Source organism: Rubripirellula tenax (genome assembly GCF_007860125.1).
Classification (GTDB): Bacteria; Planctomycetota; Planctomycetia; order Pirellulales; family Pirellulaceae; genus Rubripirellula; species Rubripirellula tenax.
In genome coordinates, this window is the sequence record NZ_SJPW01000006.1 from 439,675 (window position 1) to 464,141 (window position 24,467).

The following is a 24,467-nucleotide window of genomic DNA, read 5'->3' on the forward strand; positions in this document are numbered from 1 at the left end:
AGAAAACAACTGCGACCTAGAACAATTCGCCGACTGGAGGCGGGTTTTTTCCCGATTTTTCCGCCCGTTTCTTCTTTGCGGGCTTGGCCGGAACAGGTTTCGACTTGGAAACGGTCGATTTCGCCTGATCCGGACTGGCCGTGGCAACCGACTCGTATGAGTCGTCAAGCGACTGGACGAACAGTGCGTCCGCCGCGACGGATTGACGAGCAACGTCGATCAAATGTTGGTGGTGGGTGAACATGATCACCTGAGTCTTTTTCGACAGCGCGGCCAAGACACGCAGGGCCGCGGCCGACCTGGCGTCATCAAACTTGACCAGAATATCGTCGACCACAAATGGAACGGGCGGGTTGCGCTCGAGATACAGTTCCAGCGATGCAATCCGAAGCGACAAAAACAACTGGTCGCACGTGCCTTCACTCATCCCGTCAACGGTGACCAGCGATTCGGAAGCAACATCATTGGAATCGACCGCGGCACCACGAACGCCGACCAGCACCGGTTCGCCGGCGTCGGAATAATCGGATCGCAAACCGCGGAACGCGCCGAGGGTCAACTCCGCAAAAAGTTCGCTGGCCCGTTGCAACACCGGCCCCTGATTTTGCTCGCGATACCGTTTTACCGCTCGCTTCAAAATCACCGACGCCAACTTCATGCGACAGTACTCCTCGGCATGATCGCGAACCTGAGTCAGCGCGACCTCGGCGTCTTCGTTCGCCTTGGTTGCTTCGGCGCTTCCGTCGATGCGATCCAGGTCCGTTTGTTGACCACCGATCGATTCGGAATACGCTTCACGCCGACTCTTCGCGTCGTCGATTTCATCGACAAGCTGCGCCATCCGCGGTGACAGGCTGTCGGGATCCTCTGCTTCGGCTTCGGTAATGAACGAATCCAAGTCCGTTCCTTGAGTCCACTGGCGAATCTGTTTTTCAAAGGTGGCGATGTCTTGTTCGATCGCGATTCGTCGCAGCGCACCTCGTTCGACGTCCAACAAGTCGTCTACCGAATTGCACCGTGCTTCGGCGCACAGGTCCTCCAAGATCGCCGTTTCTGCAGAGATCGATTGCCGGGCCAATGAAAATTGCTTTTCGATTCCATCCCGCTGAACCATCAAACTGTCGCGTGTCGCCTTTTGTTCGCGTGCCCGGACCAATCGATCGTGCAAGTCCGTGACCGTTTGATGTACTGAAATATCACCCAACTCAAGACCGAGTCGCTCGATCAAACTGGCAACCGATTCATCGTACGCTTCGATCTGATCATGCTGGTTGGTCCATCGACGCGTTAACTCGGCGGCTTGATCAATGTCAACGACAACTTGATCGATCGCCTGCAACATGGCCATCGCCTGCGTCGCCGTCAAATCCGCATTGCCGTCCAGCACTTGCACTGCGTCTCGCCACTGTGATTGCCAGAGCGTCTTGCGTGCCTCAGCCTCGTCGAGCCTCTTTTTGGCCAGCGAGTGTTCGTGCTTCACTTGTCCGACACGCTCGGTCCACTGGCCGCGGCGGCTTTCGACCGCTTCAAACGCTTTGCACCGGTCGCAGGCCATGTCCAGTAACGAAGCGAGCGAAGCGGCCGAGTCGACCGCGATTCCTCGCTGGGAAAGTTGGTTGGCCAACTCGGTTCGATGTTGTTGAATCGATTCGCGATCGTGATCGCATGTCAGCGACTGTTCCCGAATTTGAACTGCAAGTTCGCATAGTTTTCGATATTGATCGAGCCACTGTCGCATCTCGACCGGCGATATCGGATCGATGTTCGCCAATAACCACAATTCTCGCCAGTCGGACACCGTGTTTTGACGATCCGCCTCTGCGGATGCCAGACGCGTTCTTCGCTGTTCGAGCGATTGTTTCCACCGACTGCTGTCCGCTATCCAACGCGTTTTTTCGGCGACACGTTCACCCTCGCGGCGTAAACGGTCGCTCAGCTCGTCCGACTTCCGCACCAACGCTTCGTACTGTGCGATCACTCGTTCCTCGGGCCTTGATCCTTTATCGCCCGCAGCGTCAAACGCAGCCGAAAGGACCGCCCAAGATGCATCACGTTCGGATCGCACCTGGTCCAACTCGCCTTCGGTTGGGACGTCCTGGTTGAGCTGAAGTTTCGACAGTTGCGATTGGGCGTCGGCAATCTTGTCTTCTAAGTCTTCCGATTCCGCTCGCAACTGGGTGATACTTTGATCGGCGACTCGGATTTCCGATTCGAAACGGGCGACCGAATCGATGGAGGGAACGGGCAGACTTTCCAGTTCCTCGATCGATCCTTGCCATAGCGGCAAACGATTGATCTCTCGAATGCCTCGATCCGCAAGTTCGCTGAGTTTCGATTCTTTCGTGAGCAACTGCGATTCGCAATCTCCCATTTTCAATGCCGCGTCGATCGCCAGCCGCAGCGATCGAACGTCAACTGCAGGGGGCAACTCGGACAATTCGGACTGAATCGTTTCGAGCGTTCGCTGCTTCTCGCTCAATTCCTGTTCGGCATCCAACACCGACTGCATCAGCGCCAATCGTTGCTCTGCCAATTCGTGGATTTGCACGCGATTCGCTGTGCCAATTCGCACGTCATCGGCATCGTCCGATTTCGGGTCGCGTCCCAATTCTCGAAGCGCCCGCTCGGTCCGAGCCTCTAAGGACTTGCGCTCGGATTTTAATTCGGGACAAGTGCGGACCCAATCGAGATACCGTTCATGGTTCTTGTAGAGGTTGCCGATTGCCGACGCGTGATCCAACAACGACTGTGGCACGTCCAGTGTTTTGATCCGAGCGTCAACCGACACCAATTCTTGTTGTGCAAGTGCCAAAGTCGATTCGGCCGCAGCGAGCGCCGAAGTCGAGGCGATACGGACATTGGCAAAGTCCTTTCGCAATCGCGGCGCATCGGCGACTTCCGTCAGCGCATTGCGAGAATCCTTCAGGCTGCTGATTGTCGGCAAAGCGTGGGAGATCCGATTGAGCCTTTCTCGCTGCGACTCCAATCGCACAATCGATTCGTCGAGTTCACGCCGCTTGGCGATGGTGGATTCAAGCGAATCGTTCAGGGACTGCCATTGCTTGCTGGGCGTGCTTTTCTCGCTGACGACCTTTTGCGCTTCGTTATACGCGATCAGTGCAGCGTTGATGGCGGGACGCGTGCCGCTGGATTTTAACAGTCGTTCGCATTCGCCATCGACCCACTTGCCGACCGCACCGACGCTTGCGGCGCCCGCACCCGCTGCGAACAGCGAACCACCGACGTCACCACCTCCGGCAACGATTGCGTGCCCACCGCTGACCAATTGTTGCAAATCGATTCCGAATTGCGTTTCGAACTGGTCCTGGGTAATGCGATGAAGGAAATCACTCAATCGATCCGGTTCAATAATCGCCTTGTCATTGGCGTCTCGCAACGACTTCGCACCGCCTTTTCGCCTTATGCAGTGCAGTCGTTCACCGTTGTCGGCTTCGATCACGCCGCCGATTCGAAGTTCGTTGTGCGTGTGGACGAAATCGTCACGGCACGATCTTTCGCCGCGGATCCCAAACAGCCATTGCTTCAGCGCACGAAGCGACGAACTCTTGCCACCTTCGTTGGGGCCGTAGATCAAATGAAAACCGTACTCGCCCTGTTCGAAGGTGAGCGCGCGATTGGTGAACGGTCCAATGCGAATCAAATCCAGACGGCGAATTCTCAAGACGCCACCTCTTCGCTGGTCAGCCGATGCAACAACATCGGTTGGATCTCTGACACGATGGAACGCAGCTTCTGTAGATCGTCTTTCGTTGCAATGGCGTCGGTGCCGTTCAACAACTCGCCGGGCAACTTGCCACGCAGGTCATCGAGTTCGCGATCCAGTTCGCGGGCGAGCTCATCATCGACGGCCAACTCGTCAAACAACCGCAATACTTCCGCGATTGGTCCGCTGGCAACATCCTCGGCCGTCAGTTGCTTCAATGGCCGTGTTTCGAATTTGACTTTCTCGATCCAGACATCCGCGCCACCAAGGGTGATGGCGTCGGCCCGCATTTGTCGCGACCATTTGTCGGGCTCGGACAACCACGTGTCGTGCGCCGTGGACGTGCCCGAGACGATCACACGAATCGCCATCGGCAAACCGTCACCGCGGGTGACGGTTTCCCGCATGGATGCCGCGAATCGCGACAATAGATCGTCGGCGTCGTCGACGCCGTCCACGTTGATGTCACAAATGTCCCATCGAAAGACGTCCAACGGCACGAACTGCATCGAAATGTTTTGCGCATCGTCCACGGTCACGACTTCGCATCCCTTCGGTCCGGATTCGCGAATATGGCGGCCTTGGATGTTGCCGGGAAACACGATCGGCGTTTCACCAGGCTTGTGATGGTGTTTCCGAGTATGAATGTGACCGAGCGCCCAGTAGTCATATCCGCGGCTGATCAGGTCGGTGGGCTTGCATGGTGCATAGCGATGGTGGACTCCGCCAGACGTGCCATCCAAGGATGTGTGCAACATCCCGATATTGAACATCCCCGGTTGCGCGGGCGGGTATTGTCGCACCAAGTTTTCGGCTTCGGCTTGCTGGGCGAATCCGCGACCGTGGATTGCTACGTCAAGATCGTCCAACAGAATCGTTTCCGCTTCGCTGGATGACAACATCACAGGTTTGCCGCTGGGATTGTTGGGCAAACGGAATACATTGGTCATTTTGCTTTGTGCATCGTGGTTACCGCTGATCGCGTAAACTTCGATGCCCGATTTTTGCAATCGGTCGAGCCACTTTAAAAAGTACAAACCCGTGTCGGCGGTGTCCCATGTTCCGTCATAGATGTCGCCGGCGATCAAAACGAAGTCAACTCGTTCGCGTTCGGCAAGATCGGCCAAGCTGACCAATGCTTCTCGTACCGCGCCGCGGATCCGGTCAACCGGCCCGTCGCTGGCCAGTCCTCGCAGCGGACTGTCGAGGTGAATGTCCGCAGTGTGAATGAACTTAAAGATGGCTCCGTCCTATGGTTCTTGGTTTCGTGGCGCGACGCGTGGCGACGTCCCCCAAGTCTATTTTCAGAACCCCGACAAGAACAGCCGTGGAGCCACTTGGCCATCGATTGGACGGCTGAATCGGTGATGAACGCCGGTCTTCATCGAAGTGATCGTGACTCCGATCACAAAACATGCCAACCCCGAGTGGATCGGCAGATTCGCGCCGCGTAGCGATCCGCTGCGGTACGTAGAAACGCCAACCAAACCCGCCAGACACAAAGCCTGAATTCCCGCGACATACCACCACGCCGTTCGCCGAACGACGATCGAATACACCAGCGTCGCGATGATTGCGGCCGCCAATACCGCCATCGCCAACCAGCCTCGTCCGCTGGCACCGTCCGGCGAAAAATGCCATACGGCTACTCCGCCGGCCGCGATGACGTTCCCCATACCTGCGAACAAACGAAGCACCTCGGCCAGCTCGGTCGCAAAGAGTGCACCGATCGCCATCATCGCCACCAACGCAAACCCGCCGGCAATCACCAACCCGAGTTCGCGTTGGCCGTAAGATCGAAACGCCATTGCGATCGTTACGGTCGCGATGGCAATGAATGCTGTCCAGACTTGGTCCGATCGCCATGCGCGAAGACACACGACCAACACGATCAACGTCGCCGACAACGCAAACATCCAAGGACGCACACCGACCTGGTAAGCCGCAGCGGGAACTGTGCCGAAAACGCTCAGTCCCATCAAAGAAACCACAACGGCGCGGTTCGCCATCGGCACACTTCGCAACCAAGCGTAGGCGTAGAACGCGCCCACGGCCAACATGCAAAAGGTGCTCGTCGAACCGAAGGTTTCGCGTAGGTCGCCCAGGAACGGCAGGTGGCTGGTTCGCCCTGGCGACCAACTTCCCAGCAACATCAACGGGGCCAAAAACATCGCAAGGGTCGCGCATGTCGGTGAAGCCTTGGTAGCGTCGACTTCAATCATCAACATCAGGACCGCGAATGCGATTGGCAACACTAGCAACGGTTCGAATTGGACCGGAGCACCGATGAACCCGAATGACATCCAAATCGCGTGCGTTCGTATGGCGGCTAAAACGATCAAGATCAAAAACAGTGACAAAGGGTACAGCGGCCAAGACCATGGCGAACCGTTCTGGCGGACGAGATCGGCGCCGCGCCGCATCGCCGGCACCATGACCAACAACGCGGCCGCGATTGCGATCGAAAACAACATCGCGCCCCAATTGGTTAACGTTGCCGATCGTTCGGCAACGGCCTTTCCGAGTACCAGTGGCGAAACGAAGAAGACGAGCATCAACGCATAGAACGACAAGCGGTAGGACGACGGCAGACTCAACCGACAAGCCTTCAACAACGTTTCCGTGACGGCGACGGTCACCAACGCACCGGCCAGCATGATTGCGGCGGCGCTGTTCCAATCGACGACGCACAACTCGTCAAGCCCGATCGAGAAGGCGACCAATGTGATCGCAACGACCAGAAAGATGGATCTCGCGTCGTCCCAAACCTTACAAAGTCGAACGACGCCGACGCACGTTATCGCCATCAGCAATGCGTAGGCGATGGTCCCGCCCGACAGCATGATCGATCGAGAAACCAGGTCGCGATTGGCGACCGCCGCGATCTGCAGGCCGTAGATGATCAGAAAACAACTGATCAAATAGAACGGGTTCTGCGTGTAAAGAAAACGCCCTAGCGAACGTAGTTGCAAACCGTTATCCATGACCGACTCCTTCACCAGAAAAGACCCCGTTGGCGGAATTGCCGACCGGGCAAGGCAGTGTTCGGTTTGATAGATCAGATGACTGTTGAGCCCATTATACGCAAACGGCCAACCGTTTGTGCGAAAGAATCTTGCGGGTAACAATGGTGGACCCGAGACCCCGTTCGCGCGATATCAACTGCAAAGCAGTTCAGCAAATAGAGGGTGCACCCTGCGAACGGAGTCGCAGGGGCCACGAAGGGTGTCCCGCAGTTACACCGTATGAATCGCCCGCTTGTCCACATCCAGTGCCGCTTCGTGAACAGCTTCGGCAAGCGTCGGGTGCGCGTGGCATGTTCGCGCGATGTCTTCGCTTGACGCACCGAACTCCATTGCCGAGGCAGCTTCCGCGATCAAATCGCCTGCACGATTGCCGATGATGTGGACACCTAGAACGCGATCCGTTTTCGCGTCCGCCAAAATTTTGACACGGCCATCAAAGTCACCCAACGTTCTGGCACGTCCATTGGCACCGAACGGGCATACTCCCTTTTTGTACTCGATACCAGCTTCCTTCAACTGCTCTTCGGTTCTACCGACCATGGCGATTTCTGGATTGGTGTAAACGATCGCCGGGATCACATCGTAATTCATGTGACTCTTGATGCCCGCCATCCTTTCCACACAAACGATTCCCTCTTCCATCGCCTTGTGCGCCAGCATCGCGCCACCGATACAGTCGCCGATCGCATACACGCTTTCAACGGAAGTCTCGAAGTTGCCGTTGACGGCGATAAACCCGCGCGCGTCGGTTTCCAGCCCGATCGACTCGAGGCCTAAGTTGTCCGTTGCCGGCGTGCGTCCCGTCGCCAGCAAGACACGATCGCACTCGATCGGATCGCCGCCCTTGATTGCGACCACACACTTGTCGCCAACAACCTTGGCTGATTCGACAAACGTACTGGTTCGGAAATCGATGCCCTGCTTTTTGAACACGCGGTGCGCCAGGCTGGCCAGTTCGTTGTCCAAGCCCGGCAGGATTCGGTCGAGCGCTTCGAGCACAATCACTTCGCTGCCCAGTCGTTTCCAAACACTGCCCAGTTCCAAGCCGATGTAGCCGCCGCCGATGACGACCAAACGTTTGGGTACTTCGGGGAACGACAGGCCCGTCGTGCTGTTGCCGATTCGATCGCCGTCTTCTTCGACGGGTCGAAGACTTGCCGGGCGACTGCCCGAGCAAATCAGCACTTGGTCGGCCTGCAATTGGATCGATTCGCTTCCGTCCGACGGCGACACCTCAACGGTTCCGACATCGCGAAATTTACCGCGCCCTCGGTATGACGTGACGCCCTTTTTCTTGAACAGCATGTCGATGCCGCCCGTCAATGTGTCGACGATGTCGGCTTTTCGCTTCATCATCTTTGCAAGGTCCAGCTTCACATCGCTGACCGTGATGCCGTGGTCGGCCAACTTGTGCTGAGTCTCTTCGTACAAGTGGCTGGATTCCAACAACGCTTTGCTTGGGATACAGCCGACCCGAAGACACGTGCCGCCGAAGCGATCATTTTCGTCAATGCAGGCGACGTCGATCCCCAACTGGGCCGCACGAATCGCCGCGACGTATCCGGCGGGACCGCCGCCGAGGACCACGAGCTCATGTCGGACCGATTTCATAACGCTACCTTCGATGGTGTCACTAAAAAAGAGAATGCGTGTAGTTTGCCTTGTTCACCTAGTTGGCGAAAGGACCGGGTGGGGCCCGGTTTTTCCGGTTCGGATGGTGCCGCCTTGCCAAGGAACACGCAAGCTCGAAAATAGAGCGGTCTGGGTGTGCTTGCCGAGGCTCGTTTCTTCACTTTGTCACGGCGGTCCCTTTGGCCAAAGTCCACCTTCGCAATGTCGCCGGCCCGCTGCTAGCTATCGTGTTGTTCGGATTGGCCGTTCGCTTGCTGGTTCACGAAGCCAATTCGATCACCTGGGACGATTTTAAGATCGGATTGACTAGCGTTCCGACGTTGTACTTGGTGTTTGCGGCGTTTTTGGTCGCGCTCAATTACGGATTGCTGATTTCGTACGACCTTTTGGCGCTGCGGTATTTGTGCCGGTCGTTGCCGTTGCGGCGAGTTGCTTTGGTCTCGTTTCTGGGTTTCACACTGGGTAACAATTTCGGGACTTTCTTGGCTGGTGCCCCGATTCGGTTTCGCTTTTATACGCGATGGGGATTGTCGCCCAGCCAGATTGTGGTGTTGATCTCGATCTTGGGGCTGACGTTTTGGAGCGGGTTGTGGTTCTTGGGCGGCACAGTATTGGTTTGTGTGCCGATCGAGTTGCCGCCGCCCTACGTTTTACCTTTCGGCACGCGTACCCTTGGCGTGATTTTGCTGTCGCTTGCCGTCGGCTACTTGTTGGTTTGCACGTTTTGGCAGAAGCCTTGGCCGATCGGCAAACTTCACCTGCGACCGCCTGAACCTGGTTTGATGGCCGTGCAGGCATCGGTGGCGGCGGTCGATCTGTTGATATCGGCAACCGCGCTGTACTTGGTGCTGCCCGGCGAAGCGCTGGTTCCGTTCACCTTGGTGCTGGCGGCCTATTTGGCCGCGATCGCGGTTTCATTGATCAGCCAAGTGCCCGGCGGATTGGGCGTGTTGGAGGTGATCTTGTTGGCGCTGTTGAAAGAATCGGTGGGCGACGCGGTCTTGGCGTCCGTCATTATCTTCCGAACGATCTATTACCTGATCCCATTGGTTTTCGGAATGACTGCGCTAGTCATCCACGAGATCTATGGCGGCGCGGTCGAAGCCCGACAGGCGAGACGGCCGTAGCCCAAAAAGAGCTGTCAACAGGCTGGTAGGCGTCCGCCTTGGACGGATGGCTACTTTTACATGCCCGAGTTGTCGAACTCGGCGAGCCCGTCGAATTCGCTGTGACGTTCGGGCGCGCGGTCGCTGAATTTCGTGTACTCGGCTTCCCACGTCAGTTCGACGTCGCCGACAGGACCGTTCCGCTGTTTCGCGATAATGATTTCCGCTTGCCCGGCAAACTGAGCCTTGTCTTCGCCACGGTGATAATATTCCTCGCGGTGAACGAACATGACCACGTCGGCATCCTGCTCGATCGCACCCGATTCTCGCAGGTGACTTAGCTTCGGACGGTGATCCTTGCCATCTTCGGCTTGCCGGTTCAATTGCGACAAGCACAACAGCGGCACTTCCAGTTCCCGCGCCATCCCTTTCAAACGCCGCGCGATCTTGGCAACCTGTTCCTGGCGTGGGTCACGCGAATTGTCAGGATCGATCAATTGCAAGTAATCGATCACGATCAAACCGAGTCCGTTTTCTTTCCGCTTGATGCGGCGGGCCGTTGCGGCGATCTCACTGACCGTCCGGCTGGGCGAATCGTCGACGTAAAGCGGCGCCTCGCTGATCTCGTTGGCCTTGGAAATCAACCGATCGCGATCGTCCGACGAAATCGATCCGTTACGCAGTCGGTGACCGTTGACGCGTGCAAGCGAACACAGCATCCGGTCGGCCAATTCGATGCCCGACATTTCAAGGGATACGAACAGCACCGGCGCACGTTGGACGATCGAACAGTGTTCACCGATGTTCATCGCGAGTGCTGTCTTTCCCATCGACGGACGGGCAGCCAAAATGATCAGCTCGCCGTTGTGGAGTCCACCGGTCATCTCGTCGAACATCTTTAGCCCGGTTTCCGCACCGCCGTCGACGTATTCGTCGCGCAAACGGGCTTCCATCCGATCCATCGCTTGATGCAGCACGTCGCTGATGCTGTGAACGCTCTGCGACGACCGACCGTCCATGATCGCGAACACTTTCTGTTCCGCCTGGGCACACAATTCTTTGGCGGTGCTGTTCTGTTCGTAGGCATCGCGAAGAATCTCGGTGCTCGATTCGATCAAACGCCGAAAGACCGCTTTCTCCGAAACGATCGCCGCATAGAACGACGCGTGCGCCGCATTGGGAACCGCGCTGGACAATCGGGCCAGATACGCGGCGCCGCCGACCTCTTCGTAGTCGCCGGCCGTCCGCAATCGCGAAACCAGCAACGTGATGTCAATCTTTTCGCCGCCGTCGTACATTTCACGCATCGCATGATAAATCTTGCGATTCGCGTCACTGTAAAAATCTTCGGCCTTCAGCGATGCAATTTCGTCGCAAATCGATGGCAGCAACAGAACGCTACCCAGGACGCCCATCTCTGCTTCGAGGTCGAACGGAGGTTCGCGTTGGAGGACTTCCGCCGCCGTCGGTTCGTTCTTCTTTTTCTTGAACCGAAATTCGCTGGGGTCTTTGATCATGGTTCCGCGTCCTTGGAAAGTGCAGCAAGCGACAACATTTAATCTGTCGCGAAGAAGGGTTAGACGCAAGGGTTCGACGCAAGGGTTGGAAATAATGGCGATGGAATTTCGCCCCCGATTTACGCCCTCAACAGGTTTTCAATCCGCTCGATCGCCTCTTGGGCCGACATCGCGACTTGCCCGCGACCGATCGATTTGCCCTTGTCCAGCCACCCCTTCACGTTCTTCTCCGCTGCCATTGCCGTGCTGTGTGATTTGCCGCCAAAGTGCTTTGCGATTTCTGTATAGGCTGCGGACGTCATCTGGCGCGATAAGTACATTGCCAGCATCCGAGGCTCCGTGACCGAACGAGTCTGGGCGCCGCTTCTCAGCACATCCAACGGCAAATGGAACGCTTCGCACACGGCAGTTTCGATCACCGATAGGCTGGCAACCGGTTTCGCCGAACGCAGAACATCGCCGCCGAAGCGGCGTATCTCGTCCATCGACGGATTGCGACGATACATACGTTGCAGCAGATTGATGGTGTTGACGACACCGCTGATCACTCGGCCGTCGCCGGCAAGCATCGACGTCAGTTGTTCAAGCGACGCATCGTCCAACGGCATCGAACAGGTTTCATCGACCCATCGACCCAGGATCGTTTTTCGCGTCGACAAGTCGAGCGGTCCGATCGGACACACCAGCCCGCTGGACATCCGGCCCGCCAGTTCCTGTGTCAGACCCTGAATTTCGGTCGGCGCGTGCGAACCGCTGAAGATCAACGGACGGCCCGCATTGGCCAGCGTTTCGACCGTGTAAAGGACTTCGCGAAGCGTCGCCTTCTTGGCACCCAAAAATTGGACGTCGTCAATCAACAACGCATCGACTTCGCGGTATCGCCGACGAAACGAAGTGATCCCGCTGTTTCCGACCGACGTGATGAAGTCGTTGGTAAATTGTTCGGCCGTCAAATGCATCACCCGTCGCATGCGGTGCACGCGGCGAAACTGATCGGCAATCGCGCTCAACAAATGCGTCTTACCACTTCCCGAAGGACCACACACAAACAATGGCGATGCCAGACCCGGTTGTTGGCAAACCATCGTCATCGCCGTGTACGCCAATTGGTTACACGACCCGGCAACAAACGTTTGCACGTTCATTGTGCGACGTGGCCCGAGCGTTTTCATGCTCGACGAATCTTGGCCGTCTGTTTTTTCCGCGGTCGGGCTAGTGGCAACCGTTGGGGCTATCGTCGGCCGCGCTGCGACGAAGTCATTCGGCTGGCTCACTTTCGCCGCGACGGGATTCACGGATGCGGAAGTCTTTGACCGATGATTCTTACGCACCGTTCCCGCACCGCCGGCGATCAGGTTCGACATCGACATCGTTCGACCGCGTGTCACGCCATCGCCACCGCGCTTCGCACGTGTCATCGGGGCGCGACGTTTGGGTTCCGATGGAGTCGATTTTTTTGCCGTCGACGCAGTCTTGGTGACCGCGGTGACTTCATCGACAAGCGGCAAGTCGGCTTGAGCGGCTTGGGGTTGGTCCAATTCGACCGACACGTTTGTCGACGAGCCACAGGCTTGCATCGCTGCGCCGCGCAGCTCGCTGAGGAAATTCTTTCGCATCCGGTCGAGTGCGAACTGGCCGCGAACGCGAACCATTACGCAACCGCGAACGATGCTGTCGCGATCGGACGACTCGTTTACGTCGGTTGCCGCCTGCGCTAGGTCGGCCTTCGATGCGACTCCAAAGGAAACACCGTTGGTAAACCACATACGAAACCGGTCTGCACCGATGCGTTGTTCAAGCGCTTCCTTGAAAGATGCGACAACATCCATGTCGTCGGTGCAGCCGTGCGGAACAGACATACCGGTAGCGCAATCCTCCTTCATGGACGTTTCGCGGACCAAACCGACATCGATTGCAACCAAATCGCCCACGCGAATTGAATCGATGAATCTATCGAAGAGAAGCAGCATTGGTGCTTCGTTCGAAATTTTGTTGCACGTCCCGATGAGCAACTCTCCTGCGGACGTGAGGCCAGATTCTAGGGTTGCTAGCATCCAAGTCAAACGCTGTTGACACCATTCGACAAAGAAAGAAATTTGTGACGCCCACCGGGGATGCAGTTGACGCAAAAATCCCGATTCTAATGGCCACGCAGCCGACCGGGCCTTCCGAGATTTCTTGGCTGACAAGATGTGCGCGATTGTGGATAACGTGTCGGACGCCTTGCCTCAAAATCGCCGCGAAGGCCCTCAAATTCTCGTAAAGCATTTGCAAAACGCGGTTTACGACGATCGTTTGTGTGAAGTTTCGGAGTGCGAGCGATGTTGGTCCGGTTTCGCATTTTTTGAAATCGATTTACACCATACTTCCTCGCTCATCATCGGTTTCATCCCCGCCAGTTCGTACAGACGCTTGGCTGGCGTATTGTCGCGATCGACGGCCAAGATCAATCGGTCGCCTCCGATCGCGATGGCACAGTCCATTGCGTGCGCAATCAAGTGCGCAGCGAAACCTCGCGATCGAGCCGCCGGCGCAAGCCCCATGTAGACCAGTTCGACGACTTTGTCGTGAGTCGCCAAGATCACGCATCCGGCGTCTTCGCCGGTCTGTCGATCGATCGCCGTGAACCAGAATCGCTGGTCAAACGCAGCCGCACTGCGATAACCCTGCAGCGTTTGCTGAACCGTGCGAAACTCGTTCAACCGCGGACAATCCATCGTGCCGGCGTACGTGGATTGAATCAATTCGACAAGTTGCTGCCACGGACGACTCGCTTCGATCGGCGAATCGCTGACATCCTGAAAATCCAGCTTCGAAAATTCCAATGGGGACGTCGCGTCCTTGACCAGTTCGGATCGAGCCTGCCCGTCGGCGGGGCCGCTCAAATAGTCGAGTGTGGCGATGGTTTCCAAGTCAAAACCGCGACACCATCGGGCAGTGGATTCGGCATCGCGATCGTTTTCAAATCCGGCCCGCGGGTCGGTCGCCCATTGAACAAACGAGACGCCTAGTCGAGCCAATTCGGCGGCCAAGCAATCACCGAGACGACGGACGATCTGATCTGAAATCGCAAACGAATCGCCTTTCAGTGTGCCGGCATGAACCATCGTCGCGGCGTCGGAAATTCCGGTCTCGGCCAGCGTATCCGAAGGCAGGATCGCGATCGCGACGGCGACCGGTGTGTTTTGGTCGCTGTCCGGTTCGACCGCTTCCAGTCGATCAGCTTCCGACTTGCCGTCCGAAACGTCAAGTTCACGAGCCGTTGCGACAACGATCCGGCCCGAAGTCGGACTTTGGAGCGTCGATCGTAGCTGATCGATCGCAATCTGAGCCCGTCCGAGCGACAAATTTGACAGCAGTGGAGGGAGCCACTGTTGCAACTGGTCGGCCAAGGCGGGTTCGATTTGGCATTGGAACGCGTCAGATTGCATCAATCGTCTTTTTTACGACGGAATTTCGGGTGGCAACGGTTTTTCTTATCGGCATCTTCACCCTATCATAGGGGCCGTCCTGCGAAGCGAGGCTGAACCCAACAAAATGGTGTCTGGCCGGATCCGCCGCGCAGGTCACGCCGACGCTGGGTTTGACATTCTGCGTCGGTCGCCCTTTTCGATCGCCTTTCACGGAATTCTGGTTCGATGATACGCCGATTCTGCCTTGCCTGTTTGATTGTTCCATTGGCAGCAAGCTTTCTGATTTGCGATTCTCCTTCCGCAGATGCCCAGGGGCTGCTGCGCCGGATTCAATCGAGGATTCAGGGACGCATCCCACAAACGGCACCGCCCCAGCGACCGGCGCCGAACCCGACCCTTTCTCCGCCGAACACGCGGCCCGCTCCCTCCGCGGTGCCATCGACCAATGGCACGGCCGACGGAATGCGACGCGTCAGCCCCGTTGGAGCGGCGAATCCATCCAACGCCGGTGGATCGACGCCCAGGACGTCGGCCGTCAATCCGTCGCAGTCGGGACGAAGTATCCTCGACCCGCGTGCTCCCGGCTCCAAAGGACTGCCACCCGGAATGGTTCAACCCGGACTCCAAAACGACGAGCGTGGTGCAGCTGCGAAGTTAAATGCGACGGAAACGTATGGCAGTTCGATTTTGTCGAGTTCGGACCCGGCTGATGCCGCCACATCGGCTGCGAGCTCTCGCGCATCCATCGGCGTCAATGTCTTTGAGCCCGCCGACGGGACGCCGGGTGTCGAGATCGCGAAGTTCCGCTCCGACTCCCTTGCCGACGATTCGGGAATGAAGGTTGGGGACATCATCATGGCCGTTGAAGGAAACCGAACCACGTCGTCACGCGACGTTGCAGAGCAATTGAAGGGAAAGAAGGGCGGCGACCGTGTGAAGATCCAATTCCGTCGCCAAAACAGGAATTTTATGGTCTACATCCCGTTGGTCGAAACTCCGAACAAGGTCGCCACAGAATCGCCCGCCAAGGACAAAACGGCCGCAAAACCTAATACCCAACAAACACCGAACGTCTCGCCGTCGACGGCTTCCGTCGAACCGACCTTGGCAGCACCCAAAAACTCCCCAACTCGCCAACCCGATGTGACTCCAACGACCGCCATGAATGTGACGGCCGATCTTCCCGAGTCCGCGAAACCGACCGCGCCCGCTGCGACTACTGCGGCACCCAAACAAGCCGAACCGGCAACGTCGACGATCACCAAAAAGAAGCAAGCGGCTCCGATGAGGACCAAGTTTGGCGTCACCGCGGTTGATGCGGACCTGATTCGTGGCGCGGTCATTACCGAAGTCGTGCCCAAGTCGCCCGCCGATCGTGCGGGGCTGCAAGTGGACGACCGCGTTGTGTCGATCAACGGTCGTTTGTTGATGGACAGCGAATCGTTGATGCGACAAATGGATTCGCGTGCCTCGGACATCGACGTCGCGATCCAATGGGTCCGCGGATCCAAGCTGCTTGCCGCCGACGTCCATTTTAATTCGCCGAAAACGGCTCAAGTCGCCGATGCGAATGGCGCGGGTGAAGCGTCCAGCGGACTCAGTTCCATTTTGGGCGGTTTGTTTGGCAGCAAGAACAAAGAGCCCAGCCGAGCGGATGACGCCATGGCGTTTGGCGACGAAGATTCGGTGAAGCAAGTCGACTTCGAGTCCACATCGAAGGCCAAAGCCGGCGGAAATGAATCGGATGGCTTCATGGAATTGCCACCTGGAAAGGCTTCCAAAGCCGAACCATCGTCGTCCGAAGTGGAAAATGCGGCAAAGAAGCAATCCCGCGACGATTTGTTACGACAGATCGAAGACTTGGAAGCCAAGTTGAAGCGGCTTAAAGGCACCGAGTGACCGAAGATTCGCACCTCGTGCCCGACGAAGATGATTCGGGCGACGCGCCGAAGGGATTCGAGTACGCGGCCGAAAAGGTGCGTTCGTTTCCGCAAACCTCGGGCGTTTATCTGATGAAGGACACGGCCGATCGGGTGATCTATGTCGGTAAGGCAAAGAGCCTGCGCAGCCGCGCCGGAAGTTATTTCTTAAAGGCCGCCGCCGAAGACCAGCGGACCGCGTCGTGGATCGGCGAAATTGCCGACATCGACTTCATCGAGTGTGACAGCGAAGTCGACGCGTTGTTGATGGAGTCGCGGTTGATCAAGGACATTCAACCCAAGAACAACAAAGATCTGAAAGACGATAAGTCGTTTCCGTACTTGATGATCACCACACGCGACGAGTTTCCTCGTGTCGAAGTCACGCGAGAACCGAAAGAACGCGGCGTCAAGTTGTACGGGCCGTTTCCAAGTGCGGGCGCGCTACGCGGCGCCATCCAAGTTCTGCAGCGGATCTTCAAGTTCCGAACCTGCAACTTGGACATCACCGAATCGGACGAGAAGTGGCAATGGTTTCGCCCCTGCTTGCTGCACAGCATCCACCAATGCACGGCGCCGTGTAATTTCCGAATCAGCAAAGAAGAATACCGCCGCGACATCAAGCGACTGCAAACGTTCATGGAAGGCGGAAAGAAACGTTTGCTCCAAGAAATGAACAACGAAATGATGACAGCCAGCAAGTCCTTGGACTTTGAACGGGCTGCCGTCCTTCGCGATGAAATCAAAATGCTCGATCGACTCGAAGAACGTGGCGAATTGGAAGCCAACGCTCAACCGGAAGTCTTCTATATCGATCCGAAAAAGGGTTTGGCGGGACTGCGGAAAGTGCTCGGCTTGGCCGAAACGCCGCGAGTCATCGAGGGCATGGATATCGCTCATCTGGGCGGCGATGAAACGGTCGCATCCATGGTACAGTTCATCGATGGCTTGCCGTTCAAACCCGGGTATCGGCGTTTTCGGATTCAAGATGTCGACGGCATCGACGATTTCCGAAGCATGTACGAAGTCGTTTCGCGTCGTTTCCGCCGGCTGTCGGACGAAGGCGAATCGTTTCCCGACATCCTGCTGATCGACGGCGGCAAAGGCCAACTCAATGCAGCTATGGCGGCGTTCCGTGACCAGGACATCACACCGCCGACAGTCATTTCGCTAGCCAAACGCGAAGAAGAAATCTTTCGACCGGGTGAATCCGAATCGATCAAGCTGAGTCGTAACTCTTACGCGCTTCGTTTGCTGCAATACGTGCGAGACGAATCACACCGATTTGCCCAGCACTACCACCACATCCTGCGATCGAAGTCGACCTTCGATCGCTAGCCTCGGCCGTTTCGGAGACTCGAAACGCGGGCACGTGATTCTTAACAGCAGCAAGCCCTACTCGGCGGATTGAGCTTTGTTGCGGCGACGTTGCCGCACGACGATCGCACCACCGAATACTGCGAGTACCGCGAACGTGCTCGGCTCTGGAATGGCGGCAACCTGATACGAGACGACGTTGTCGAACGTGTAGTTGATGCCGCCGACGCCCATTTCCAAGAGGTCGACTTCAAAGATCGTATTGGTGCCGTTCGTTTCCACGAGGCCAAGGAAAAATGCTTGGTCAGTATCGATCGCCACACCCGAATTCGGATCGACCACCGCAAACGATCCCGTGACATCGTCAATGTCGGTCAGCGACATCAGCCCATCATTGGCGAATGAATTCCCGTCGTATTGGACCCACAGTCCGACTGCCGAACGTCCGTTGTCAAACAGAATCGAGACCGTTTGGAATTCGTCGATCCCTTCCGAGAAATTGAATCCAATGTCGTCACCGACGTAATTTGTCGGGGAAATCGTGAACGTCGGGTTCGTGTCCCGAACGATCAATTCGCCGTCATCGATAAAAAACGAAACATCATCGACCATCACCAACGGATCGCCGACCGTTTGCATTTCAAAAGTAATCGTTGAACCTACGCCGGATGCCGCCGCTTGGAAGCTCGCAAAGTCGGTATAAGGCACAATTGCTGCGGACGCGTTTGCAGACCAAACGAGCGAGATCATTGCGAAACTCGCACAGAAAATACGGAACCGCGATTTCCAACGACGTTGCATCTGAATCTCAAACTTTCGACAAAGTGGGCGAAAAGGCCAGCAAATTTCTCGCAATCGACCTAACCGGACAGATTAGTCCTGGTTTTACCGCTTGCAAGTCTTTCTCGATACGAACGCAGGGCAAATCAGTTTTCGCAACTGGGTAGTTTGAATTGTCGTTGGTTGCTCCGCAATCCAACGTGTTCCAGGCATTGGAGCGATCCACGACGATCGTTGCCTCCGTTGTAAAACTGGTTAGCCCTGAATACGAACGACGTTCACGTGTCGACTACCCCACCGATGGCGGTCAGATCGCAGATTCCGATTAAAGCTCGCCGTCGACGCCCAGTTTGTGAAAAAAGTGCTCGACGGTGTCTTGGTTCTCAAGCAACCAATCGATATTCGGCTCGCATGCGATTGCCTTTCGGATCGCTTTGACGGTGGCTTCGCGATGGATTCGGAACAGTTCTTGGTGGTCGACTTTGTCCACTTTCAAGACGCCCGGATCGAGCCATACCGAATAGATGATGCCAAGGTCGTTCGCCTTTTCTTTGGGAATGTGCCCGGCGCGGACAGCATCCAAAACACCGTTTGCGATGCCTGCTTGGACGCTGCCCATCAAGATGTTGGTGTATCGATTGTCCGAGACGGTCACTTTGCTGACCATCAAGGTCACGGGACGCACTTGCACGTCGCTGTTCAGAATCGCGAATACTCGGGTGTGTCCTTTGACTTGGTCGCCGACCAACGTCGCCAGCGCTTGGCCAACCGGACCATCCAATTCGCCGATCACGATCTCGGGCTCGGCGCAAAGGTATTCGGCATCGCCTTCGACCAGGGCTTCGCCGGTACGCATCACGATTCGATCACTCATCAAATTTTCTTCCAAACGAAAGGGCCAAGACGGCGAGAAAAAAGTGTCCGACCCCATTTGCCGGGAACCGGCCCTTCGGGTGCTTTGCACAAAAGGGGTCGGACACTTCTTTTCCGCTCACGAAGATCCGAATTTAGCACCCCGCCGCTTGGTGAAAAGGAGCCAGCAGAGCTTCCAGATACGAATCGAGACTGATTCGATCAAAAGTTGCAGGTCCGGCGAAACTAACGATTGCCGCTGGGTGGCATCGCGTTGCTAAGTCGCTCGAACCCGCTGCCTTGCACTTCCATCGTTTTGGGATGCACGGTCAATGTGCGCACCGCACCTTCGATTCCCGGTTGACCATCGGCACGCGTTTGACGGAAAACGACGGGACGGTTGGGAACGCCGTCGACCGTGAACACGTCCTTCGATGCCGAGTAGGCGGCGCGGCTTGCGGTGCCTTCCAGCAATCCGTCTTCGTTGCGTGTTCGAAAGATGACTCCCGTCGTGGCTTCCATTTCCCAAGCCGTTTGGCTCGCCGACATTCCTGACGAAGCAAACGCGCCGCCGCTGGCGTTTCGTCCAGGCTCGACCGAGAACCGAAGTCGATCGCAATCGAGTGTCGATTGTCCCACAGAAATAGCGTCCATCTTGGCAGCATCGAATGCTTGATCCCATCCGCTGACCGACTGAACACCGACCCGAACGCCTCGCAAGAAATCCAGATTCCGAGTCGTTAAGTCGACTCGCATCGAATCGTTGAAGGTCAAGTGAATCCCCGTCAATTCGTCGCGAGCACCGTCGACCATCGATGCGTTGGATACCAACGCGCCTTGCGGCTTCCCCGTTGTGGGTTTCGCCATCGGGTTCGCCGTGCCACCCACGGACCAGCCGCGGTACCAACCGGGGCCTTCGCCGATCAATTGACCGCCGTCACCTGGCGACATCGTTAACTGGTTGGCATACACCAAGTGCTTGGTCTCGCGGACTCCATCAGAACCGTAGTGCATTGCTTGCACGATGACGGGGCGGTCGTTTGCTTGAAGGATCGTTATTTTCTGGATCACGGCATTCTTCATCGATGCCATGTCTCGCATTTGAACGCTTTCCTGCAGATCGACTTCCAAGCGATCACCGCTCACCTTCAATTCCCACGGCTCGCGGTCACTGATAAGCGACGCTTCGATATCGACGCCATCGGTCAGCACGGCTTTGCGCCCGTCAAACAGCATTTCACCCTGCCAACGACAATGAGGCGGCTTGGTCCAAACAAACCCGGACGCACCGTTGCGAGTCGACGAATCGTTCCCCGATGGCGCCAATCCGGTGGGCAGGGCCGCGGTCGGAATCTGGAACTCACCCGCCGCATTGATCCAAACCATGTTGTCGCTGGGCCGAATTTGGATCTGTGGACCGACAAAGAAACCGTCGCCGATTTCAAATCGCGCCGGCGACGCGGCGCTGCTGCTTAACTGTAAAACGTCTTCTCCGCCGCCGTCCTTCAATTCAAGGCTTTCGCCGGTCAGGCGTGCCGCCAATGACTGTCCGCCCGTTTCGATTTGGTGTTCGACTTCTACATGCCCGACGACACTCAACCGCTTCGCACTTAGGCCGGCTGAGTTACGACGAAGCTGTGCGTTGATCGAATCGCCTCGCACGACGGGTCGCGCCCGAGCTACCGGGTCCACCATGCCCGAGTCCGCGTTGGGCTGTGAAACCCATTGCCTTAAAGGCGACGCAGCATTCGATTTCCCACCGCCGCTGGTCGGTCCACCGCCTTGCCGGTTCGATGGCCCTGCTTCGTTGACAAAGTTCAGCCACATCTCTTGAGTTTCCGCAATGATCGCTGCCGACACGATCCGCACATTACCCTTGATGTTAAACCACTCCGGTGCAAGCGTTGTTTTTGCGTCGTCGTTCCCCGATTCGTTCGTGGTACCGATCACGCTTCCGTCGGCAACAGATTCGTTCACGGGTTCAGGCACAAACAATCCGAACACCGAGTCGGCTTCGAACTCGCCACCATCGACTAGCCAAGCACGAACTTCGCCATCGATCCGCACTTCGACATCCACGTCCATCTTCTTGGCGGTCGGAATTCCCTTGGGGCGGACGTGCAATCCGTCTCGCCAGCGTGCTTCGCGAACCGGAACGTCGGGGTCTTTGACGGTCACGATGCCAGCACCGTCAGCGTCCAGAATCCCGAAGGCCGCAGGATTTGCGGGATCAAACTGGTAAATCAATCTCGCCAAACTCGCCGTCAGGGGTCCGCGTCGAACGCGAATGCCACGACTTCCCGTCGCGTTGAGGAGCCCGCTGACGGCGTTCAGATCAATCGTGTCGGCGGCAATTTCCGTTTCGATCGAAGGCAGCTTGGCAATTGCCGGTGTGCCGGTCGCAACGATTCGCACCAGCCAATCCAATGCCGATCGTCGCTCGATCGCATCGTTCGTGGGATCGTTGAGCGTCAGTTCCAGTTGTTGGCAATCGAATCGATCGGCGAGAGCTCCGTCGGTCTGATAGACAAGCGAAACGGAATCGCGCAGCAGCAGTTGATCGATCGCGAAGTCGTACTCGACACGGCCGCCGCACGCGACGGAAATCATCGCTTCCCGGCCCGCCGCATCGCCATGCGGTTCGCCGTCGGACGGGCCTTCGCCAAACAGTCCTCGACCGCCGATCGGCATCATCAACTGATCCAAGTAGATCAATTCCATTCGGTCCAACACCGTGGACGGCGCGGACCCGTTGCCTCCCGCCGCTGCCAAATGGATGGTCAAGTCGCGACCGACCATTTTCGCTTCGCCAACCGACATTTCGATCGTTTTGGTTGTCCAGATCTTCCGCGTGTCCATTCCAACGTCGGCCGTACGTAGATCCATCGAGTGGCGACCGTCGCCGCCCGGTCGACCGTTGCGATAAATATGAACGCCACCGACCATCCGGCCCCAATCGATCGGCGGTGCGCCGCCGCTCATCATGTCCAGCGACTCGGTGAACTTCAGCTCAGCACCCTCGACCGCATCGATGACGATTGGGGCGTCGGCCGTTTCGTTGGTCAGCCCTCGTCCGATGACGACGGTGATGGGCCAAAGTTTCCAATGAGAATCGTCGGTCTGTTCCCAGTTCTGGAACAGCAGTACGCCTTGGGCCGTTTGCAGACGCTTACAAGAACTTCGCTGCCAAGCGCCTTCGGGAAACAGATCGTCAAGCGAATCATCGGTCCGGTGAACCGGCGACTTTTTTAACGCGATCAACTCGACATCCGGTGGTGACATCCATGGTGTCAGCGCATTGGAATAGATGACCGCCGAAGCGACCAAAAAGATGAGTGCGGAAAAGTAGTGCGTCAACCGATCAAGCATGGTGAACCGGTGCGAAGATCGTCGGGGTTTAACCCGAACGTCGCACGTACTCCTCCCATCGTTTGCCGGCGCGAAGCAACCGTTCGATCAGTTCGCGAATGGCACCATCGCCGCCACGGGTGTTCAACACCCAATCGGCCGACTCGCGTACGTCTTGCGCCGCATCGGCCGGTGCGACCGACAAGCCCACGTGACGCATGACCGCCAAGTCGGGAAGATCGTCGCCGATATAGCACACTTGGTCAGGGGTACAGCCGAGTGATTGGAACATCTCCATCGCGGCGGGCCATTTGTCGCGTCGGCCCTGCATGACCGCTTCGATGCCCAATTCCGCTGCCCGACGAGTCACCATCGGACTGTCCCGCGCCGTCAAAATTCCGAAATGAAAACCCGATTGCATCCACGCTTTGATCGCCAAACCATCGCGAACATGAAACCGCTTAGTTTCCGTACCATCGCTACCGTAAATGATTCTGCCGTCCGTCATCACTCCATCGACATCCGACAAGAGGAAGCGAATCGAATCGGCGTACTGCGAATCGGCGTACTGCGAATCGGATTGGGCGTCGGAAGTTTGCGGCGTCATCGTTGTCGTTTCGTTGACCAGATCGAATCGTGGTGACCAAGCGTGTTTTGTAAGCAACTATCTAAAGTGAACGTTGCTTATGGGAACTTCAATACTTTTGCCGAGTCCCCGTCATCGTCGGTAAGCGACACGATGTCGGTGATGTCGATCAAACCGACCGGACGCGATTGTTCATCGATGACGGGAAGTTCGCTGATTCTTCGATGCGACATGATCGCGGTCGCTTCTCGTAACATCGATCCCATCGCCACCGTTGCCGGCCGAGTCGTCATCCGTGTCGCAATTGCTTGGTCGAGCGCCACTTCGTCGCGTCGCTCCAACAACCGAGCCAAGTCGCTATCGGTAAAAATGCCAGCCAGTCGCCCGTCGTCGTCGACCAACATGATCGCGCCCGTGCGCCGACCCGTTACGACTCCATCGGCCGTCGGTTTTGCAATCATCGATTCGCGAATGGTCGCGTTCTGCATGGCAACGCGGCACGACGCGATCGGTCGCATGATTTGATCCACCGTCGCCAACTTCCGACCAAGCGATCCGCCGGGATGGAAACGCGCGAAATCCTGTGCTGTGAATTTGCGAAGTACGCTGGCGAGCATCGCGATCGCATCGCCGACCGCCATCATGACGGCGGTGCTGGATGTCGGCGCCAGTCCGTTGGGACATGCTTCGTCATAGCGTCCGATCGAAACGACACAGTCTGCCGCGGTGGCAAGCGGATTGTCGTCGGAGGCGGTGATGGCGATCAGTCCAGCGCTGTTTTCGGCTAAATGCGGCGCGATCCGAACCACTTCCTCGCTTCGACCTGAATTGCTGAGCGCCCAAACAACATCGCGTTCGCGGACGCGGCCCAGGTCGCCGTGGATGGCTTCGGAAGGATGCAGGAAGTGGGCCGGTGTCCCAGTGCTGGCCAAGGTTGCGACCAGCTTTTGCCCCACCAATCCCGCCTTGCCGACGCCCGTCACCAAAACGCACCCGTCGCAATTCGCCGTCATCTCCGCTGCGCGGACGGCTTCCGGTGACAAGATGGATGCCGCCGAAAGGATCGCGTTACCTTCGGCCGAAACGACCTGCCGAATCCACCTCAATCGCTCGAGCATCGAAGCAGGCGCTACCGTTGGACCGGTCGGATGCGAGTTCGGAATGCGCGAGGGAGCTGACACGGGAGACCTTCCTTGGTACACCTGCGGGCGAAAATAGGAGACGATGAGCCGGATGATAGTAAAAAT

The 24,467-nt window shown here is 57.1% G+C and carries 15 protein-coding genes; 3 read left to right on the top strand and 12 right to left on the bottom strand.

Annotation, left to right across the window (positions count from 1 at the left end; translation table 11 throughout):
• Positions 1 to 16: 16 nt before the first annotated feature.
• The 4 genes from Poly51_RS22515 to lpdA form a co-directional block, all read right to left on the bottom strand.
• On the bottom strand, positions 17 to 3,682 hold the full coding sequence (locus tag Poly51_RS22515; protein WP_146460338.1) for an ATP-binding protein: 3,666 nt from the start codon (positions 3,680 to 3,682) through the stop codon (positions 17 to 19).
• On the bottom strand, positions 3,679 to 4,965 hold the full coding sequence (locus tag Poly51_RS22520; protein ID WP_146460340.1) for a metallophosphoesterase: 1,287 nt from the start codon (positions 4,963 to 4,965) through the stop codon (positions 3,679 to 3,681). Before Poly51_RS22520 ends, Poly51_RS22515 begins: the two co-directional genes overlap by 4 nt.
• 63 nt (positions 4,966 to 5,028) lie before the next feature.
• The gene (locus tag Poly51_RS22525) at positions 5,029 to 6,708 is read right to left on the bottom strand and encodes a hypothetical protein (RefSeq protein ID WP_146460342.1); all 1,680 of its coding nucleotides are present in this window, start codon (positions 6,706 to 6,708) and stop codon (positions 5,029 to 5,031) included.
• 252 nt (positions 6,709 to 6,960) lie between these two features.
• Entirely contained in the window at positions 6,961 to 8,361 is a 1,401-nt protein-coding gene (gene lpdA / locus Poly51_RS22530; protein WP_146460344.1) for a dihydrolipoyl dehydrogenase, read from the bottom strand.
• A gap of 200 nt (positions 8,362 to 8,561) precedes the next feature.
• Between lpdA and Poly51_RS22535 the strand changes: the two genes are divergently transcribed.
• A complete protein-coding gene (locus Poly51_RS22535; protein ID WP_146460346.1) occupies positions 8,562 to 9,509 on the top strand; it encodes a UPF0104 family protein in 948 nt (315 codons plus the stop codon).
• Between the two features lie 56 nt (positions 9,510 to 9,565).
• Here Poly51_RS22535 and dnaB read toward each other — a convergent pair whose 3' ends face one another.
• The 3 genes from dnaB to Poly51_RS22550 all read right to left on the bottom strand — a co-directional run bounded on the left by dnaB (position 9,566) and on the right by Poly51_RS22550 (position 14,436).
• Positions 9,566 to 11,005 carry a replicative DNA helicase gene (dnaB, locus tag Poly51_RS22540; RefSeq protein ID WP_146460348.1) on the bottom strand — a complete coding sequence of 480 codons (1,440 nt, stop codon included), beginning with the start codon at positions 11,003 to 11,005 and terminating at the stop codon, positions 9,566 to 9,568.
• A 119-nt stretch (positions 11,006 to 11,124) separates the two neighbouring features.
• The gene (locus Poly51_RS22545; protein ID WP_186775729.1) at positions 11,125 to 12,975 is read right to left on the bottom strand and encodes a DnaA/Hda family protein; all 1,851 of its coding nucleotides are present in this window, start codon (positions 12,973 to 12,975) and stop codon (positions 11,125 to 11,127) included.
• Positions 12,976 to 13,287: 312 nt separating this feature from the next.
• Entirely contained in the window at positions 13,288 to 14,436 is a 1,149-nt protein-coding gene (locus Poly51_RS22550) for a GNAT family N-acetyltransferase (protein ID WP_146460352.1), read from the bottom strand.
• A 207-nt stretch (positions 14,437 to 14,643) separates the two neighbouring features.
• On the opposite strand from Poly51_RS22550, the gene Poly51_RS31060 reads away from it, so the two are divergent.
• Positions 14,644 to 16,317, top strand: a complete 1,674-nt coding sequence (locus tag Poly51_RS31060; RefSeq protein WP_146460354.1) for a PDZ domain-containing protein — start codon at positions 14,644 to 14,646, stop codon at positions 16,315 to 16,317.
• A gap of 17 nt (positions 16,318 to 16,334) precedes the next feature.
• Entirely contained in the window at positions 16,335 to 17,675 is a 1,341-nt protein-coding gene (locus Poly51_RS22560; RefSeq protein ID WP_246114691.1) for an excinuclease ABC subunit UvrC, read from the top strand.
• A 57-nt stretch (positions 17,676 to 17,732) separates the two neighbouring features.
• Here the strand turns inward: Poly51_RS22560 and Poly51_RS22565 are convergent, their stop codons facing one another.
• From Poly51_RS22565 to Poly51_RS22585, 5 genes are all read right to left on the bottom strand, one after another.
• Positions 17,733 to 18,404: a PEP-CTERM sorting domain-containing protein gene (locus Poly51_RS22565; protein ID WP_146460356.1), complete on the bottom strand. Its 672-nt coding sequence runs from the start codon at positions 18,402 to 18,404 to the stop codon at positions 17,733 to 17,735.
• Positions 18,405 to 18,759: 355 nt separating this feature from the next.
• Positions 18,760 to 19,308 (bottom strand): formaldehyde-activating enzyme, encoded by a 549-nt coding sequence (gene fae / locus Poly51_RS22570; RefSeq protein WP_146460358.1) that lies wholly within the window; start codon positions 19,306 to 19,308, stop codon positions 18,760 to 18,762.
• A 224-nt stretch (positions 19,309 to 19,532) separates the two neighbouring features.
• Positions 19,533 to 22,655: a hypothetical protein gene (locus tag Poly51_RS22575; RefSeq protein ID WP_146460359.1), complete on the bottom strand. Its 3,123-nt coding sequence runs from the start codon at positions 22,653 to 22,655 to the stop codon at positions 19,533 to 19,535.
• Between the two features lie 28 nt (positions 22,656 to 22,683).
• Positions 22,684 to 23,241 (bottom strand): KdsC family phosphatase, encoded by a 558-nt coding sequence (locus Poly51_RS22580; RefSeq protein ID WP_146460361.1) that lies wholly within the window; start codon positions 23,239 to 23,241, stop codon positions 22,684 to 22,686.
• A 77-nt stretch (positions 23,242 to 23,318) separates the two neighbouring features.
• Positions 23,319 to 24,401: a KpsF/GutQ family sugar-phosphate isomerase gene (locus Poly51_RS22585; protein WP_246114692.1), complete on the bottom strand. Its 1,083-nt coding sequence runs from the start codon at positions 24,399 to 24,401 to the stop codon at positions 23,319 to 23,321.
• Between the last annotated feature and the right edge of the window lie 66 nt (positions 24,402 to 24,467).